This is a genomic window from Microbacterium sp. PF5, from assembly GCF_004794315.1.
Lineage (GTDB): Bacteria > Actinomycetota > Actinomycetes > Actinomycetales > Microbacteriaceae > Microbacterium > Microbacterium sufflavum.
In genome coordinates, this window is sequence record NZ_SSDQ01000052.1 from 29921 (window position 1) to 47021 (window position 17101).

Below are 17101 nucleotides of genomic sequence, written 5' to 3' on the forward strand. Positions count from 1 at the left end.
CTTGAGGCACAAGTGCCGAGGCTGGCTGACGCCGAGCGTCAGCCCGTGCGATCGTGCGCAGCACCCGTTGTGCGCGTTCACGCTCATATCCCATGACCTATAAGGGAGTACTCGTGGAGAACCTCTCCGAGACCCAGAACGATCAGGCTGCTCCGGTGGCCGACGCCGTCCAGACCGCGGAGTCCGCGCCGGTGCGCAAGCGCGCTCCGCGCCGGGCGACCACGGCGACCGCCGCCGCGAAGGCCGAGAAGTCGGCCGAGGAGTCGGCCGCGGCACCCGCCGAGGCCGAGTCCGGCGAGGCAGCGCCCAAGGCGAAGGCCCCGCGCCGCTCGCGGGCGAAGAAGACCGATGCCGATGCCCCGGCCGCCGAGGCGACGGAGGCTCCCGCGGCGAGCGAGGCTCCGGCTGCCGCCGAGGCGCCCGCCGAGGCGCCCAAGACGGGTCGCGGTCGTCGCACCAAGAAGACCGAGGCCGAGGCGCCCGCCGCCGAGCAGGGTGAGGGCGCCGCCGCACCGGCATCCGCCGACGCCCCGAGCGGCGCCGCGGAGACCGCTCCGCAGGCTGACGACGCCAAGGGCGACGACGCTCGCGCCGAGCGCCCCAAGAACAACGGTCGCGGCAACCGCCGTGCCGAGGCGGCCGAGGGTGGCGACGACGCCGGCCAGGATGCGCCGTCGAAGGACTCCTCCTCCGATGCCGACGGCGGCGAGGAGCAGGGCGGCCGTGGGCGCAGCCGGAGCCGCAACCGCAACCGTGGCCGCGGTCAGGGCGGCGGCGGCCAGGAGCAGCAGCCCGCCGCGTCGGACGACGACCAGGCGAACGGCAACGGCCGCAACCGCCAGCGCAACAAGCGCCGCGGGGGCACGCCGGTCGACGAGTTCGAGACCGAGATCGGCGAGGACGACGTCCTGATCCCGATCGCGGGCATCCTCGACGTGCTCGACAACTACGCGTTCGTGCGCACCACCGGCTACCTCGCCGGCCCGAGCGACGTCTACGTCTCGCTCGGCCAGGTCAAGAAGTACAACCTGCGCAAGGGTGACGCCGTCGTCGGCTCCATCAAGCAACCGCGCGAGGGCGAGCAGCAGGGGCGCCAGAAGTACAACGCGCTCGTGAAGGTCGACTCGATCAACGGCCTCTCGGTCGACGACGCCGCGACCCGCGTGGAGTTCGGCAAGCTCACGCCGCTCTACCCGCAGGAGCGCCTGCGCCTGGAGACCGCGCCCGAGAAGCTGACGCAGCGCATCATCGACCTCGTCGCGCCGATCGGCAAGGGCCAGCGCGGCCTGATCGTCGCGCCGCCCAAGGCCGGCAAGACGATCGTCCTGCAGCAGATCGCCAACGCGATCGCGCAGAACAACCCCGAGGTGCACCTGATGGTCGTGCTCGTTGACGAGCGCCCCGAAGAGGTCACCGACATGGAGCGCACCGTGAAGGGCGAGGTCATCGCCTCGACCTTCGACCGCCCCGCGGAAGACCACACCACGGTCGCCGAGCTCGCGATCGAGCGCGCCAAGCGCCTGGTCGAGCTGGGCCGCGACGTGGTCGTGCTGCTCGACTCCATCACGCGCCTCGGCCGTGCCTACAACCTGGCCGCCCCCGCGTCGGGTCGCGTGCTCACGGGTGGGGTCGACGCGTCGGCGCTGTACCCGCCGAAGCGCTTCTTCGGCGCGGCGCGCAACATCGAGAACGGCGGATCCCTCACGATCCTCGCCACCGCTCTCGTCGAGACCGGCTCCAAGATGGACGAGGTCATCTTCGAGGAGTTCAAGGGCACCGGCAACAGCGAGCTGCGGCTGTCGCGTGCTCTCGCCGACAAGCGCATCTTCCCGGCGGTCGACGTGAACGCGTCGAGCACCCGCCGCGAGGAGATGCTGCTGTCGGCCGACGAGGTCAAGATCACCTGGAAGCTGCGTCGCGCCCTCGCCGGCCTCGACCAGCAGCAGGCTCTCGAGGTCGTGCTCGGCAAGCTCAAGGAGACCCACTCCAACGTGGAGTTCCTGGTCCAGATGCAGAAGTCGATCCCGACGCTGCCCTCGGGCGCGCACGGGCACGACAACAACATCCGCTGAGACGCGACGTGTTCGAGTCCGTCCAGACTCTGATCGACGAGCATCGCCGGGTGCAGGAGGAGCTCTCCGACCCGGCGGTGCACGCCGACGCCGCCCGCGCCAAGCGCGTCAACCGCCGCTACGCCGAGCTGTCGCGCATCGTCGCGGCGCACGAGGCGTGGACGGCGGCGGTCGACGACCTGGAGGCGGCGAGGGAGCTGGCGCGCGAGGACGAGGCGTTCGCCGCCGAGGTCCCCGCGCTGGAGGAGGGCGTGCAGGCCGCGCAGGAACGCCTGCGCCGACTGCTCATCCCGCGCGACCCCGACGACGCCCGCGACGTGATCATGGAGATCAAGGCGGGGGAGGGCGGCGCTGAGTCGGCGCTGTTCGCCGCCGACCTGCTGCGCATGTACATCCAGTACGCCGCGTCGAAGGGCTGGAAGACCGAGCTGCTGGAGCGCAACGAGTCCGACCTCGGCGGCTACAAGGATGTGCAGGTCGCGATCAAGGGCTCCTCGTCCGATCCGGCCCAGGGCGTGTGGGCGCACCTCAAGTACGAGGGCGGCGTGCACCGCGTGCAGCGGGTACCGGCGACGGAGTCCCAGGGCCGCATCCACACCTCCACCACCGGGGTGCTGGTCTTCCCGGAGGTCGATGAGCCGGAGGAGATCCACATCGACCAGAACGACCTGAAGATCGACGTGTTCCGCTCTTCGGGCCCCGGGGGGCAGTCCGTCAACACGACCGACTCGGCGGTGCGCATCACCCACGTGCCGACCGGCATCGTCGTGTCGATGCAGAACGAGAAGTCGCAGCTGCAGAACCGCGAGGCCGCGATGCGGGTGCTCCGCGCGCGGCTGCTGGCGAAGCAGCAGGAGGAGCTCGACGCGGCGGCCTCGGATGCGCGCAAGTCGCAGATCCGCGGCATGGACCGCTCCGAGCGGATCCGCACGTACAACTTCCCGGAGAACCGGATCGCCGACCACCGCACCGGCTTCAAGGCATACAACCTCGACCAGGTGATGGACGGCGCGCTCGATCCGATCATCGAGAGCGCGATCGCGGCCGATGAGGAGGCGCGGCTCGCCGCGGTGGGATCCGATTCCTGAGTGCGGCCTCTCGGTGCCGCTATGCTCGGCCCCGTGATCACCCTCCTGTTCCGCGCTCTCCTGTATCTGGTGTCGGCGGGCCTCGGTCTGCTCGCGGCCGACGTGCTGCTCGACGGTTTCCAGATCCAGTGGAGCCAGTGGTGGGGCTTCGTGGTGTGCATCCTCGTGTTCGCGGTGCTGCAGACGGTGCTGTCACCGTGGGTCAGCAGGCTCGCGGATCGCTACGCGCCGGTGCTGATGGGCGGCATCGGGATCGTGTCGACCTTCATCGCGCTCCTGGTCGTCGTGCTGCTCCCGATCGGCGGTCTGCGCATCACCGATCTGACCGGGTGGCTGCTGGGGTCGGTGATCGTGTGGCTGGTCACGGCCGTCGGCAGCGTGCTGCTCCCGTGGCTGTTCCTGCGGCGCCGACTCGAGGCGCGCGGCGCGAGGCGTGCGCCCCGTGCCGGGCGTCAGATGGAGTAGTCGGGGGCGGTCAGCAGGGCCCTGGTGTCCTCGCCCGCGGTGCGCTGACGCGGCTTCGCCGGCACACCCACCAGCACGCTATCCGCGGGGGCGTCCTTCGTGACGACCGCGTTCGCCCCGATGACGCAGCGGTCGCCGACCGTCACCGGGCCGAGGATCTTCGCGCCGGCTCCGACCGCGACGCCGTCGCCGAGCGTCGGGTGCCGCTTGCCGACGTCGCGGGTGCGTCCGCCCAGGGTGACCCCGTGGTACATCAGCACGTCGTCGCCGATCTCCGCGGTCTCGCCGATCACGATGCCCATGCCGTGGTCGATGAAGAAGCGCCTGCCGATGCGCGCGCCGGGGTGGATCTCCACGCCGGTGAGCCAGCGCGACAGCTGCGACCCCGCGCGGGCGAGCAGTCGCAGCCGTCGACGCCACAGCGCGTGCGAGACCCGGTGCGCCCAGATGGCGTGCAGGCCGGGGTAGAGCAGGGCCACTTCGAGCGACGTGCGCGCGGCGGGGTCGCGGAGGCGTGCGGCGGCGATGTCCTCGCGCATTCGCGCGATCAGTCCCATCGGCGGTCTCAGTCTTCGCGCAGGTCCTCGAACAGCGCGGTGGAGAGGTAGCGCTCACCGGTGTCGGGGATGATCACGACGATCGTCTTGCCGGCGTTCTCTGGTCGCGCGGCGACCGTCAGCGCGGCCGCGACCGCGGCACCGGACGACATGCCGACCAGCAGGCCCTCCTTCGCCGCGAGCTCGCGCGCGACCCGCAGCGACTCGTCGAACTCCGCCGTGATGATCTCGTCGAGCACGTCGCGGTCGAGCACGTCGGGGACGAAGTTCGGGCCGATGCCCTGGATCTTGTGGGGGCCGGGGTGCCCCTCGGTCAGCACGGGGGAGTCCTTGGGCTCGACGGCGATGACCTGCACGCCGGGCTTCGCGGCCTTGAGCGCCTGCCCGGTGCCGGTCACCGTGCCTCCCGTGCCGACGCCGGCGATGAAGATGTCGACCGCGCCGTCGGTGTCGCGGAGGATCTCCTGCGCCGTCGTCTCGCGGTGGATCTGCGGGTTGGCGGGGTTCTCGAACTGGCGGATCCAGATCGCGCCGGGGGTCTCGTCGACGATGCGCTTGACCTCTTCGATCGCCCCCTTCATGCCCTTCGTGGGGTCGGTGAGCACGATCTCGGCGCCGAACGCCTTGAGCAGCACCCGGCGCTCCTTCGACATCGACGCGGGCATCGTGAGGATCACGCGGTAGCCGCGGGCCGCGCCGACCATGGCGAGGGCGATGCCGGTGTTGCCGCTGGTGGACTCGACGATCGTGCCGCCCGGCTTCAGCTCTCCCGACGCCTCGGCCGCGTTGATCATGGCGATGCCGATGCGGTCCTTGACGCTGGAGGCCGGGTTGTAGAACTCGAGCTTCGCGAGCACGGTGGCCCCGAGTCCCTCGGTCACCCGATTCAGGCGCACGAGCGGGGTGTTGCCGAAAGCGGTGGTGATGTCGGAGTGGATACCGGGCATGGGTGAGGCCTTCCTTCACGGGTCGCTGCGGCTCCCAGACTACGGGAGCGGCCTGTGGGGGAGGGCAATGTGACGGGTGCGGGCGCTCTACGCTGGAGGCATGCCCGACTCCTCGCTCGCTGCCGTCGTGCGCGCCGCCGCGCAGAGCCTCGCCGATGCCGGTGTCCCCGACCCGCTCGTGGACGCGGAGCTCCTGGCCGCGCACGTGCTCGACCGGCGGCGGGGCGAGGTGCAGGCGGCGATCGTGCGGGGCGACCGCATCGACGAGGAGCAGCAGGCCGCGCTGACCCGCCTGGTGTCCCGTCGCGCCGGGCGGGAGCCGCTGCAGCACCTCACGGGTGTCGCGCCGTTCCGGCACCTGGAGCTGTCGGTGGGCCCCGGGGTGTTCATCCCGCGGCCGGAGACCGAGACCGTCGCCCAGTTCGCGATCGACGCCCTGCTGAACTCGGGCGAGGCCGCCCCGGTCGGCATCGACCTGGGCACGGGCAGCGGCGCGATCGCCCTGGCGATGGCGACCGAGGTGCCGCACGCGCGGATCTTCGCCGCGGAGCTGTCGGAGGAGGCCCACGCCTGGGCGGCACGCAACGTCGCCGGCACCGGCAACCTCACGCTCGTGCTGTGCGACCTGGCCGAGGCGTTCCCCGAGCTCGACGGCACCGCCAGCGTGGTCATCTCGAATCCGCCGTACGTCCCCGATGCCGCGGTGCCGCGCGACCCCGAGGTGCGCCTGTTCGATCCGGCGCTCGCGCTGTACGGCGGCGCGGACGGGCTCGACGTCGTCCGCGTGCTGAGCGACCGGGCGCTGCGTCTGCTCCGCCCGGGGGGCGTGCTCGTGATCGAGCACGGGGAGCTGCAGGGCGCGGAGATCCGCGAGCTGCTCACGGCGGACGGCTGGCGCGCCGCGGCCACGCACCGCGATCTGACGCTGCGCGACCGTGCGACCACCGCGATCCGGCCCTGATCAGGGGTCTCCGAGCATCTCCGACGTCCGTCCCGCATAGAATCGAACCGTCATGTCCCCCATCTTCGACTGCCGCGACGAGGCGCAGCTGCTCGCCGGAATGCGCAACGCGCGCCAGGCGATCGGCCGCGGCGACCTCATCGTCATCCCCACCGACACCGTGTACGGCGTCGCCGCCGACGCGTTCTCGCCGACGGCGGTGCAGCGTCTGCTCGACGCGAAGGGTCGAGGGCGCGATCAGCCGCCGCCCGTGCTGATCGGCAGCAAGGAGACCCTGACGGCCCTGGCCGAGTCGGTTCCGGAGCCGGTGCAGCGCCTCGTCGACGCGTTCTGGCCCGGCGGGCTGACCATCGTGCTCCCCGCGCAGCCGTCGCTGGTGTGGGACCTGGGGGAGACCCAGGGGACCGTCGCCGTGCGCATGCCGGAGGGCCGGGTGGTCCTGGAGCTGCTGGCCGAGACCGGGCCGCTCGCCGTGTCCAGTGCGAACCTCACGGGACGGGACGCGGCGATCTCCGCGCTCGACGCCGAGAAGATGCTCGGCGACAGCGTGGCGGTGTACCTCGCCGACGGCATGAGCGCGAACGGCATCGCCTCGACCATCGTCGACGCGACCTCGCTCGTGCGTCGCGGCGCCGACGACGGCGAGGGGGTCGTGCGGATCCTGCGGCACGGCGTCGTCACGCGCGAGCAGCTGCACGAGGTCCTGGGCGAGCTGCTCGAGCCGGAGCAGCAGCAGGAGCAGGACGGGGATTCGTGAAGCAGTACCTCTTCACGATCATCGTCACCGCCGCCATCACCTTCGTGCTGACGTGGGCGGTGTGGCGGCTGAGCCTCCGCTTCAAACTGTACCCGGGCATCCGCGAGCGCGACGTGCACACCACGCCCACCCCGCGGCTGGGCGGCGTGGCCATCTTCCTCGGCATCGTCGCGGCGTTCGCGGTGTCGGCCGCCAACCCGTTCTTCCAGAGCATCTGGACGCCTCCGCAGACCATGTGGGCGATCCTCGCGGCCTCGCTGCTGATCGCGGTGATCGGCGTCGTCGACGACCTGTGGGACCTCGACTGGATGATCAAGCTCGGTGCGCAGTTCCTGGCCGCAGGCATCATCACCGTGGGCGGGGGACTGCAGATCCTGTCGCTGCCCTTCGGCGACCTGATCGTGGTGTCGAGCTGGCTGAGCATCACCATCACGATGTTCGCGATCGTGATCGTGATGAACGCGGTCAACTTCATCGACGGGCTGGACGGCCTGGTCGCCGGCGTGTGCCTGATCTCGAACGGCGTGTTCTTCGCGTACTCCTACATCTTCACGCGCGACTCCGGCGCCTCCAGCTACTTCAACCTCTCCACGTTCCTCGCGGCGGTGCTGATCGGGGCGTGCCTGGGCTTCCTCCCGCTGAACTGGAGCCCGGCGAAGCTCTTCATGGGCGACTCCGGTGCGCTGGTGCTCGGCCTGCTCATGGCGACGTCCGCGATCGCGATCACCGGGCAGATGGATCCGTCGGCGCTGGAGCCGGATCGCCTCGGCCGGTCGCAGCTCGTCGGCGCGTTCCTGCCGATCCTGCTGCCGCTGCTGGTCGTGCTGCTGCCGCTGCTCGACTTCGGGCTCGCGGTGCTGCGGCGGATGAGCGCGGGCCGGTCGCCGTTCTCGCCCGACCGCAAGCACCTGCACCACCGGATGCTCGACCTCGGCCACCGCGACCGCGACGCCGTCCTCATCTTCTACGCGTGGACGGCGGTGATCTCCCTCGCCGTCCTCCTCATGTACGTCGGTGCGCGAGAGGACTGGCCCGGCCAGTACCTTCCCGGTGTCGGCTTCGGCGTGGTCGGCATCGCTGCCTGCCTCGTCATCACCCTGAGTCCCACCCGCCGCCGCAAGGCGCCGGCGGCCGCTGAACCCGACCCGACCCCCGTGGAGCCCCGATGAGCCCGAGTCCCGTTTCCAGCACGCCGATCCTGCGTCGCACCCTCGTCTGGTCGGCGGTGGCGACCGTCGTGCTGGCGCTGCTCGCCGGCGGCATCGGCTTCGCCGTCGCCCAGGGGGAGGGGCTGGTCAGCGGCCTGCTCGGCGTGCTGCTGGCGGCGCTGTTCCTCGCGATCACGGGTATCAGCATCCTGATCGCGAACCGGTGGTACGGCGACCCGCTGTACGTGCAGCTGTTCTTCGCGATCGTCCTGGGCGGCTGGCTGCTCAAGCTCGGCGTGTTCGTGCTGGTGATGATCCTGCTGTCGGGGCAGCCGTGGCTCGACCCGATGGTGTTCTTCCTCTCGATCGTCGCGGGGGTGGTGATGTCGCTGGTGATCGACGTGGTGGTGCTCACCCAGATGCGCCTGCCGAACGTGAGCGACACCACGCTGCCGACCGAGGTGCCGGAGGACCGCGCGCCCGGCGCCGCGAACGGCGGCTCCACCGGCCCGGCGGACGACGCTCCGCGGTCTTAGGGCACCCTTGGATTCTGATAGTGTTGGGGAGTGCCCGCCGCTCGCCCGCGAGCGCTTGCGCTTGAAGCACACCGACCATCGTCGCCCCGGTTCTGACCGGTGCCCCGAAGCTGGAGCCCGCGCTGTTTAATCTTGCTGCGACCCTGACCCCCCGACTCGCGTCTTCCGATGGCGAGTTCCACGGCCCTTCGATCGACGAGTTCTTCCCGCCGATCCTCTTCCAGGTCGGGCCTCTGCCGGTGACCCGCATCCAGTTGATCCAGCTCCTCTCGGTGATCGCCGTGGTCCTGATCCTCTGGCTGGGCACGCGCCGCATGAAGGTCGTGCCGGGGCGGTTCCAGAGCCTGGTCGAGATGGGCCTCGGTTTCGTCCGCGGCGGCATCGCGCACGACCTGCTCGGCCGCAAGGACGGCGACCGGTTCCTGCCGATCCTCACCACGATCTTCTTCATGGTGCTGTTCATGAACGTCACGGGCATCATCCCGGGGTTGAACATGCCGGGCACCGCGATCATCGCCGTCCCGCTCACCCTCGCGGTGGTCAGCTACGTCACCTTCATCTACGCCGGCATCAAGAAGAGCCCGAAGAACTTCTTCAAGAACGCGCTCTTCCCGTCGGGTGTGCCGTGGCCGGTCTACTTCATCGTCACGCCGATCGAGCTCATCTCGACGTTCATCATCCGCCCGGTGACCCTCACCCTGCGACTGCTGATGAACCTGGTCGTCGGCCACATGATCCTGGTGCTGTGCTTCGCGGCCACCCAGTTCTTCTTCTTCACCGCGGGTGGCGGCTGGGCCGTCCTTGGTATCGGAACCCTCGCCTTCGGCGGCGCCTTCACTCTCTTCGAGATCCTGGTGGCCGTCCTGCAGGCCTACGTCTTCACCGTCCTCACCGCGGTCTACATCCAGCTCGCGGTCGCAGAAGAGCACTGAGCGGGCGGGCAACAGCCCTCCCACCCAACGAAAGGAAAAACCCGTGGACGCAACTACGGTTCTCGCTGAAATCAACGGCCACCTCGCGGCGGTCGGCTACGGCCTCGCAGCCATCGGTCCGGCCATCGGTGTGGGCATCGTCGTCGGCAAGACCATCGAGGGCGTCGCCCGTCAGCCCGAGCTGGCCGGTCGCCTGCAGGTCCTCATGTGGATCGGTATCGCCTTCACCGAGGCGCTTGCGTTCGTCGGCATCGCCGTCGGATTCATCCCCTTCCCGTAATCCCCACCGACTTCTGAAGGAGACAGGATGCTGAACGCTCTTGTCACGAACCTCGCGGCAGCGGAGGGGGAGTCCCCCAATCCGCTGCTCCCCGCGGGGTACGACATCATCTGGTCGGGCCTCTGGTTCATCATCATCCTCGTCGTGGTGTGGAAGGTCGCCCTTCCCCGTCTGACGAAGATGCTCGACGAGCGGTCCGCCGCCATCGAGGGCAACATCGCCAAGGCCGATGAGGCGCAGAAGCAGGCGGAGGCCGCCCTCGAGGAGTACACCCGCCAGCTCGCCGAGGCGCGCACCGAGGCCGGGGAGATCCGCGAGGCCGCCCGTGAGGACGGCAAGAAGATCATCGCCGAGGCGAAGGAGACCGCAGCCAGCGAGGCTGCGCGTCTGACCGCCACCGCGCACTCGCAGATCGAGGCCGAGCGCCAGACGGCTCTCGTCTCCCTGCGCAGTGAGGTCGGCTCGCTCGCACTCGACCTCGCCGGTGGCGTGGTCGGCGAGACGCTGTCCGATGACGCTCGCGCGGCCGCCGTGGTCGACCGCTTCCTCGCCGATCTCGAAGCATCCGAGAAGGCGGCTCAGTAATGGGCAGCGCGACCGCTCAGGCACTCGCGGCATCCACTCAGGCGCTTGCCGCAGCGAAGGACGTCACCCTCGACACCGCGCGGGAGCTGTTCGTCGCCGCGCGCACCGTGGGCGATTCGTCTCAGCTGAGCGGCGCGCTGGCCGACCCGTCGGCGTCCGTGGAGTCGCGGAAGAACGTCGTCTTCGCGGTGTTCGGCGGGCTCTCGGCGGCGTCTCAGAGCGTTCTGAGCGCAGCCGTGGCGCAGCGCTGGTCGAGCGCCGACGAGCTCGTCGACGGCATCGAGGAGCTCGCGATCCGGTCCGCCGCGATCGCCGAGCCCGGTGTCGACATCGAGGGTGAGCTCTTCGCCTTCGCCCGGCTCGTCGCCGCGAACCCGGAGCTCGAACTCGCTCTGGGTAGCCGCCTCGGGGGAGAGGACGCGAAGGGGGAGCTCGTCGAGCGCCTCCTCGCCGGATCCTCCGCCGGTGCGGCCACCACGCTGATCGTCTCGTCCCTCGTGCGTCGTCCGCGCGAGCGGCGCGTCCGCCAGCTCCTGAGCAGGGCCATCCGCTTCGTGTCCGCCCAGCGCGGTCTCGTCGTGGCCACGGTGCACACCGCGACCCCGCTCAGCGATGCGCAGCGCACCCGTCTGGGCGACGCCCTCTCGCGTCGCTACGACGGCGAGGTCTCGCTCAACGTCGTCATCGACCCCGCCGTCGTCGGGGGTCTGCGCGTGCAGATCGCCGATGACGTCATCGACGGCAGCATCTCCGCACGACTCGCCGACCTTCGCCAGAAGCTCGCGGGCTAACACGACTTCGCGCGGGGAACCGCGCACCCAGATACAAAGGGAAGACAATGGCAGAACTATCGATCAGCCCCGACGTCATCCGTGACGCGCTGAAGGACTTCGCCGCCGCATACGAGCCCACCGGCGCTGCTGCGACCGAGGTCGGCACCGTCATCGACGCCGCCGACGGCATCGCGCACGTCGAGGGTCTGCCGGGCGTGATGGCGAACGAGCTCGTCACGTTCGCGGACGGCACCAAGGGCCTCGCCCTGAACCTCGACGAGCACGAGATCGGCGTGGTCGTCCTCGGCGACTTCACCGGTATCGAGGCCGGCCAGGAGGTCACCCGCACGGGTGAGGTCCTCTCGGTCCCGGTCGGCGACGGCTACCTCGGCCGCGTGGTCGACCCGCTCGGCAACCCGATCGACGGTCTCGGCGCGATCGCGACGGAGGGCGTCCGCGAGCTCGAGCTCCAGGCCCCCGGCGTCATGCAGCGCAAGTCGGTGCACGAGCCGATGCAGACGGGCATCAAGGCGATCGACGCCATGATCCCGGTCGGCCGTGGTCAGCGTCAGCTCATCATCGGCGACCGCCAGACCGGCAAGACGGCCATCGCGATCGACACGATCATCAACCAGAAGGCCAACTGGGAGTCGGGCGACGTCACCAAGCAGGTCCGCTGCATCTACGTCGCCATCGGCCAGAAGGGCTCGACGATCGCCTCGGTGAAGGGCGCGCTCGAGGAGGCCGGCGCCCTGGAGTACACCACGATCGTGGCCGCTCCCGCGTCCGACCCCGCCGGCTTCAAGTACCTGGCTCCGTACACCGGTTCGGCCATCGGCCAGCACTGGATGTACGGCGGCAAGCACGTCCTGATCATCTTCGACGACCTGTCGAAGCAGGCCGAGGCGTACCGCGCCGTGTCGCTGCTGCTCCGCCGCCCGCCGGGCCGCGAGGCGTACCCCGGCGACGTGTTCTACCTGCACTCGCGCCTGCTCGAGCGGTGCGCGAAGCTGTCCGACGAGCTGGGCGCCGGTTCGATGACGGGTCTTCCGATCATCGAGACGAAGGCGAACGACGTCTCGGCGTACATCCCGACCAACGTGATCTCGATCACCGACGGCCAGATCTTCCTCCAGTCTGACCTCTTCAACGCCAACCAGCGTCCGGCGGTCGACGTGGGTATCTCGGTCTCGCGTGTCGGTGGTGACGCTCAGGTCAAGTCGATCAAGAAGGTCTCCGGAACGCTGAAGCTGGAGCTCGCGCAGTACCGCTCGCTCGAGGCCTTCGCGATGTTCGCCTCCGACCTCGACGCCGCCTCGCGTCGTCAGCTGTCGCGTGGTGCCCGTCTGACCGAGCTGCTCAAGCAGCCGCAGTACTCGCCGTACCCCGTGGAGGAGCAGGTCGTCTCGATCTGGGCCGGCACGAACGGCAAGCTCGACACCATCGAGGTCGAGGACGTGCTTCGGTTCGAGCGCGAACTGCTCGACTACCTGCGTCGCAACACCAAGGTGCTCGACACGCTGCGCGAGACGAACGTGCTGGACGACGACACGGTCGCCGAGCTCGACAAGCAGACCGACAACTTCCTCCTGGAGTTCCAGGGCGGCAAGGGCCACGCCATCGGCGCCCCCGGCCACGAGGAGCACGCTGCGGCCGAGGCCGACGACGTCAACCAGGAGAAGATCGTCAAGGGTCGTCGCGCGTAATCGCGTGAGGTACTGATTCATGGGCGCTCAACTCAGGGTCTACAAGCAGAAGATCTCTTCTGCTCAGACGACCAAGAAGATCACGAAGGCGATGGAACTCATCGCGGCTTCGCGCATCCAGAAGGCGATGGCACGCGTCAAGGCGTCCACCCCCTTCGCGCGGGCCGTGACGAGGGCCGTGTCCGCCGTCGCGACGCACTCGAACGTCGACCACCCGCTCACGCGTGAGCCCGAGACGATCCGCCGCTCCGCGGTCGTGATCTTCTCGTCCGATCGCGGTCTCGCCGGTGCCTTCAACTCGCAGATCCTCCGTGAGGGTCTCGAGGTGGCGGAGCTGCTGCGCGAGCAGGGCAAGGAGCCGGTGTTCTACCTCATCGGACGCAAGGCGGTGGGCTACTTCCAGTTCCGTCGCATCGAGGCGGCCGCGGAGTGGACCGGCGACACCGACACCCCGTCCTTCCACACCGCGGAGGAGATCTCGCAGACGCTTCTCGAGGCCTTCAACCGCGGTGGCGAGGACGGCGGCGTCGACGAGATCACCCTCGTCTACAACCGCTTCGTCAGCATGATGACGCAGTCGCCGGAGTCCGTGCGCCTGCTGCCGCTGGAGATCGCGGAGGCCGACGACTCGGAGGCGGGCAGCACGGTCTACCCGCTGTACGAGTTCGAGCCGGATGCCGAGACGGTGCTCGACGCGATCCTGCCGGTGTACATCCAGAGCCGCGTCTTCAACGCCCTCCTGCAGTCGTCCGCCGCCAAGCAGGCGGCCACGCAGAAGGCGATGAAGTCGGCCAGCGACAACGCCGACAAGCTCATCACCGACTACACCCGTCTGCGCAACAACGCGCGTCAGGCGGAGATCACGCAGCAGATCGCGGAGATCGTCGGCGGCGCCGACGCCCTCTCGTCGAGCAAATAGACCATGAGGAAAGAGACGAAGAAATGACCACCACCGCCACGGCTGACCAGCCGGCGACCGCGGTCGTCGGGCGCGTCGCGCGCGTCAACGGTCCGGTTGTCGACATCGAGTTCCCGCACGACTCGATCCCCGACATCTACAACGCGCTGAAGACCACCATCGTGATCGGCGAGGAGTCGACCGAGATCACGCTCGAGGTCGCACAGCACCTCGGCGACGACCTGGTGCGCGCCATCGCCCTCAAGCCGACCGACGGCATCGTCCGCGGTCAGGAGGTGCGTGACACCGGTGAGGCCATCTCGGTCCCCGTCGGTGACATCACCAAGGGCAAGGTCTTCAACGTGATCGGCGAGGTCCTCAACGGCGAGCCCGGTGAGACCATCGAGGTCACGGAGCGCTGGCCCATCCACCGCAAGGCCCCGAACTTCGACCAGCTCGAGTCGAAGACCACGATGTTCGAGACGGGCATCAAGTCGATCGACCTCCTCACCCCGTACGTGCAGGGTGGAAAGATCGGTCTGTTCGGTGGCGCCGGTGTCGGCAAGACCGTCCTCATCCAGGAGATGATCCAGCGCGTCGCGCAGGACCACGGTGGTGTGTCGGTGTTCGCCGGTGTCGGTGAGCGCACCCGTGAGGGCAACGACCTCATCCACGAGATGGAGGAGGCGGGCGTCTTCGACAAGACCGCGCTCGTGTTCGGCCAGATGGACGAGCCGCCGGGGACGCGTCTGCGCGTCGCCCTCTCGGCTCTGACGATGGCGGAGTACTTCCGTGACGTGCAGAAGCAGGATGTGCTGCTCTTCATCGACAACATCTTCCGCTTCACGCAGGCCGGTTCCGAGGTCTCCACGCTGCTGGGCCGCATGCCCTCCGCCGTGGGGTACCAGCCGAACCTCGCCGACGAGATGGGCCTCCTCCAGGAGCGCATCACCTCGACGCGTGGTCACTCGATCACCTCGCTGCAGGCGATCTACGTGCCGGCCGACGACTACACCGACCCGGCTCCGGCCACGACCTTCGCGCACCTCGACGCGACGACCGAGCTCTCCCGTGAGATCGCGTCGAAGGGTCTGTACCCGGCCATCGACCCGCTGACCTCGACGTCGCGCATCATGGACCCCCGCTACCTGGGCGAGGACCACTACCGCGTGGCGACCACGGTCAAGCAGATCCTCCAGAAGAACAAGGAGCTGCAGGAGATCATCGCGATCCTCGGTGTCGATGAGCTCTCCGAGGAAGACAAGATCGTCGTGTCGCGCGCACGTCGCATCCAGCAGTTCCTCTCGCAGAACACCTACATGGCGAAGAAGTTCACGGGTGTCGAGGGTTCGACGGTTCCGCTCAAGGAGACCATCGAGTCGTTCGACGCGATCACCCGCGGTGACTTCGACCACGTCGCCGAGCAGGCCTTCTTCAACGTCGGTGGCATCTCCGACGTGGAGGAGCGCTGGGCGCAGATCCAGAAGGAGAACGCCTGATCATGGCGCTCAACGTCAGCCTCGTCTCCGCCGACGCGGAGGTCTGGACGGGTGAGGCGAGCCTCGTGGTCGCCAAGACCGTCGAGGGCGAGATCGGCTTCATGTCCGGTCACGAGCCGGTGCTGGCCATCCTCGCCGAGGGCCAGGTCCGGATCACCCAGACCGACGGCGCCAAGGTGCTCGCCAACGCGCAGGACGGCTTCCTCTCCATGGAGGGCGACGTTCTGACCATCGTGGCGGGCAACGCGGCTCTCATCGCCTGACAGTCCTGAACATCGCGTCCGCCTCGGCACCCTCGGGTGCCGAGGCGGACGCGTCTGCGTTACGAGGTGCCATGAAGATCCTGCTTCCGCCGTCCGAGACCAAGCGTCCCGGAGGCACGGGCGCGCCGCTCGACCTCGGTGTCCTGCCGCTGCCGTCTCTCGCTGAGCATCGCGCGGCCGTGCTCGACGCCCTGGTCGAGCTCGCGGCCGACGAGGAGGCCGCCCGCCGTGTTCTCAAACTGAGCGAGCGGCAGCTCGACGACATCGCGCACAACCGCGCTCTCCGCAGCGCGCCGACCATGCCGGCGATCGACCGCTACACCGGCGTGCTGTTCGACGCCCTCGACGCGGCCTCGCTCTCCCCGGCGTCACGGCGGTGGGCGGACGCCCACGTGTGGATCCAGAGCGCGCCGTTCGGTCCGGTCGGCGCGCTCGACCCGATCCCGACCTACCGCCTCGCCGCGGGAACGTCGCTTCCCGGGGTGCCGCCGCTCCGGCGTCACTGGGCGGAAGCCACGACCTCGGCGATCGGGGACGAGGCGCCGTCGTTCGTCCTCGACCTGCGCAGCGAGGCGTACGTGGGTCTCGGACCCGTGCCCGCATCGGTGCCCTCGGCGTATGTGCGCGTGGTCACCGAGCAGGGCAGAGCGCTGAACCACTTCAACAAGAAGTCGAAGGGCCTCCTGGTGCGTGCACTCACGGAGGACCGACCGCGCATCGGCTCCCGCCGGGCACTGCTGCGGTGGGCGGAGGGGCGAGGCGTCGTGCTGCGCGAGACCGACCACCCCGGCGAGCTGGAACTCGTCGTCGCGGAGTGAGACCGGTTCGCGGCGCGGGACGTCAGCGAGGGTCCTGCGCGCGGCGGCGGTGACGCGCTAGTGTAAGCAGCGCATCACCCGGGAATATCAGCCTTCTGGAGGGGAACCTTGGACGACTACTACGATTACGGCATCTCAGGCGGCGCACTCGTCGCGCTGACGCTGCTGTACACGATCCTGCCGCTCATCGTGTACGCGATCTACGCCTGGTTCTACATGAAGGTCTTCGAGAAGGCCGGTGTCCAGGGCAAGTGGCGTGCCTGGGTCCCGGTCTACAACTCGATGATCTTCTACAAGCTCGGCGACCTCAGCCCGTGGCTCGTGCTGTACCTCATCGGCGCCGGCGTGGTCGGGGCGATCATCCCGGTCCTGGGCTGGTTCCTCATCCTCCCGCTCGTCGGCATCGCCGGCCGTGTCCTCGACCTCATCGCCGCGTGGCGGGTCGGACTGAAGCTGCAGAAGGATGCGGTCTGGGTCATCCTGTACTTCTTCCTCCCGCCGGTGTGGCTGGGTATCAACGCCTTCGACAAGTCGCGGTGGAACCCCAACATCCAGCCCGCCTCGTGGGCCGGGAACGGCTTCCTCGGCGATCGCACGGTGTGGGACGGCATCCCGGTCCAGCCCTCCGCGACCGCGGCGCCGCAGGGGTACGGTGCCCCGCAGGGCTACGGTCAGCAGCCCCAGGGCTACCCGCAGCAGCCCCAGGGCTATGCGCCGCCGCAGCCCGGGTTCACGGCTCCGCCGGCTCCCGGCTACGCCCCGCCGGCCGCGCCCTCCGCCGCTCCCTCGACGAGCGCGCCTGTGCCGCCGACCACG

General features: G+C 69.3%; 19 protein-coding genes. 17 read left to right on the top strand and 2 right to left on the bottom strand.

Going from position 1 to position 17101, the window contains the following annotated elements:
• Window positions 1–113: 113 nt before the first annotated feature.
• The 3 genes from rho to DW297_RS03115 are packed head-to-tail and all read left to right on the top strand — an operon-like array spanning window position 114 to window position 3625.
• Window positions 114–2072 (top strand): transcription termination factor Rho, encoded by a 1959-nt coding sequence (rho, locus tag DW297_RS03105; protein WP_136029303.1) that lies wholly within the window; start codon window positions 114–116, stop codon window positions 2070–2072.
• An 8-nt stretch (window positions 2073–2080) separates the two neighbouring features.
• Window positions 2081–3160 (top strand): peptide chain release factor 1, encoded by a 1080-nt coding sequence (gene prfA / locus DW297_RS03110; protein ID WP_136029266.1) that lies wholly within the window; start codon window positions 2081–2083, stop codon window positions 3158–3160.
• A 33-nt stretch (window positions 3161–3193) separates the two neighbouring features.
• Window positions 3194–3625: a phage holin family protein gene (locus DW297_RS03115; protein WP_136029269.1), complete on the top strand. Its 432-nt coding sequence runs from the start codon at window positions 3194–3196 to the stop codon at window positions 3623–3625.
• Here the strand turns inward: DW297_RS03115 and epsC are convergent.
• Window positions 3613–4182, bottom strand: a complete 570-nt coding sequence (gene epsC, locus DW297_RS03120) for a serine O-acetyltransferase EpsC (RefSeq protein WP_136029271.1) — start codon at window positions 4180–4182, stop codon at window positions 3613–3615. The genes DW297_RS03115 and epsC overlap by 13 nt on opposite strands.
• Window positions 4183–4190: 8 nt before the next feature.
• Window positions 4191–5129 carry a cysteine synthase A gene (cysK, locus tag DW297_RS03125; RefSeq protein ID WP_136029273.1) on the bottom strand — a complete coding sequence of 313 codons (939 nt, stop codon included), beginning with the start codon at window positions 5127–5129 and terminating at the stop codon, window positions 4191–4193.
• A gap of 100 nt (window positions 5130–5229) precedes the next feature.
• Here cysK and prmC point away from each other — a divergent pair, with 100 nt between their 5' ends.
• From prmC to DW297_RS03195, 14 genes are all read left to right on the top strand, one after another.
• Window positions 5230–6090: a peptide chain release factor N(5)-glutamine methyltransferase gene (gene prmC / locus DW297_RS03130; RefSeq protein WP_136029275.1), complete on the top strand. Its 861-nt coding sequence runs from the start codon at window positions 5230–5232 to the stop codon at window positions 6088–6090.
• 52 nt (window positions 6091–6142) lie between these two features.
• Window positions 6143–6847 carry an L-threonylcarbamoyladenylate synthase gene (locus tag DW297_RS03135; RefSeq protein ID WP_136029277.1) on the top strand — a complete coding sequence of 235 codons (705 nt, stop codon included), beginning with the start codon at window positions 6143–6145 and terminating at the stop codon, window positions 6845–6847.
• Window positions 6844–8016: an MraY family glycosyltransferase gene (locus tag DW297_RS03140; protein WP_136029279.1), complete on the top strand. Its 1173-nt coding sequence runs from the start codon at window positions 6844–6846 to the stop codon at window positions 8014–8016. Before DW297_RS03135 ends, DW297_RS03140 begins: the two co-directional genes overlap by 4 nt.
• The gene (locus DW297_RS03145; RefSeq protein ID WP_136029281.1) at window positions 8013–8531 is read left to right on the top strand and encodes a hypothetical protein; all 519 of its coding nucleotides are present in this window, start codon (window positions 8013–8015) and stop codon (window positions 8529–8531) included. The genes DW297_RS03140 and DW297_RS03145 overlap by 4 nt, the downstream gene beginning before the upstream one ends.
• Before the next feature lie 143 nt (window positions 8532–8674).
• Complete coding sequence (gene atpB, locus DW297_RS03150) at window positions 8675–9463, top strand: F0F1 ATP synthase subunit A (protein WP_205828218.1); 789 nt, start codon at window positions 8675–8677, stop codon at window positions 9461–9463.
• Between the two features lie 43 nt (window positions 9464–9506).
• Complete coding sequence (gene atpE / locus DW297_RS03155) at window positions 9507–9743, top strand: ATP synthase F0 subunit C (RefSeq protein WP_025103147.1); 237 nt, start codon at window positions 9507–9509, stop codon at window positions 9741–9743.
• 27 nt (window positions 9744–9770) lie between these two features.
• On the top strand, window positions 9771–10328 hold the full coding sequence (locus DW297_RS03160; RefSeq protein ID WP_136029285.1) for a F0F1 ATP synthase subunit B: 558 nt from the start codon (window positions 9771–9773) through the stop codon (window positions 10326–10328).
• A complete protein-coding gene (locus tag DW297_RS03165; RefSeq protein ID WP_136029287.1) occupies window positions 10328–11119 on the top strand; it encodes a F0F1 ATP synthase subunit delta in 792 nt (263 codons plus the stop codon). Before DW297_RS03160 ends, DW297_RS03165 begins: the two co-directional genes overlap by 1 nt.
• A gap of 47 nt (window positions 11120–11166) precedes the next feature.
• Window positions 11167–12807 (top strand): F0F1 ATP synthase subunit alpha, encoded by a 1641-nt coding sequence (gene atpA, locus DW297_RS03170; protein ID WP_136029289.1) that lies wholly within the window; start codon window positions 11167–11169, stop codon window positions 12805–12807.
• 19 nt (window positions 12808–12826) lie between these two features.
• Window positions 12827–13726, top strand: a complete 900-nt coding sequence (locus DW297_RS03175) for a F0F1 ATP synthase subunit gamma (protein ID WP_136029291.1) — start codon at window positions 12827–12829, stop codon at window positions 13724–13726.
• Window positions 13727–13749: 23 nt separating this feature from the next.
• Window positions 13750–15204 carry a F0F1 ATP synthase subunit beta gene (atpD, locus tag DW297_RS03180; RefSeq protein ID WP_136029293.1) on the top strand — a complete coding sequence of 485 codons (1455 nt, stop codon included), beginning with the start codon at window positions 13750–13752 and terminating at the stop codon, window positions 15202–15204.
• A gap of 2 nt (window positions 15205–15206) precedes the next feature.
• Complete coding sequence (locus tag DW297_RS03185) at window positions 15207–15467, top strand: F0F1 ATP synthase subunit epsilon (protein WP_136029295.1); 261 nt, start codon at window positions 15207–15209, stop codon at window positions 15465–15467.
• Window positions 15468–15538: 71 nt separating this feature from the next.
• Window positions 15539–16285, top strand: a complete 747-nt coding sequence (locus DW297_RS03190; protein ID WP_136029297.1) for a YaaA family protein — start codon at window positions 15539–15541, stop codon at window positions 16283–16285.
• 108 nt (window positions 16286–16393) lie between these two features.
• The coding region (locus DW297_RS03195; RefSeq protein WP_136029299.1) for a DUF5684 domain-containing protein at window positions 16394–17101 on the top strand (708 nt) is incomplete at its 3' end.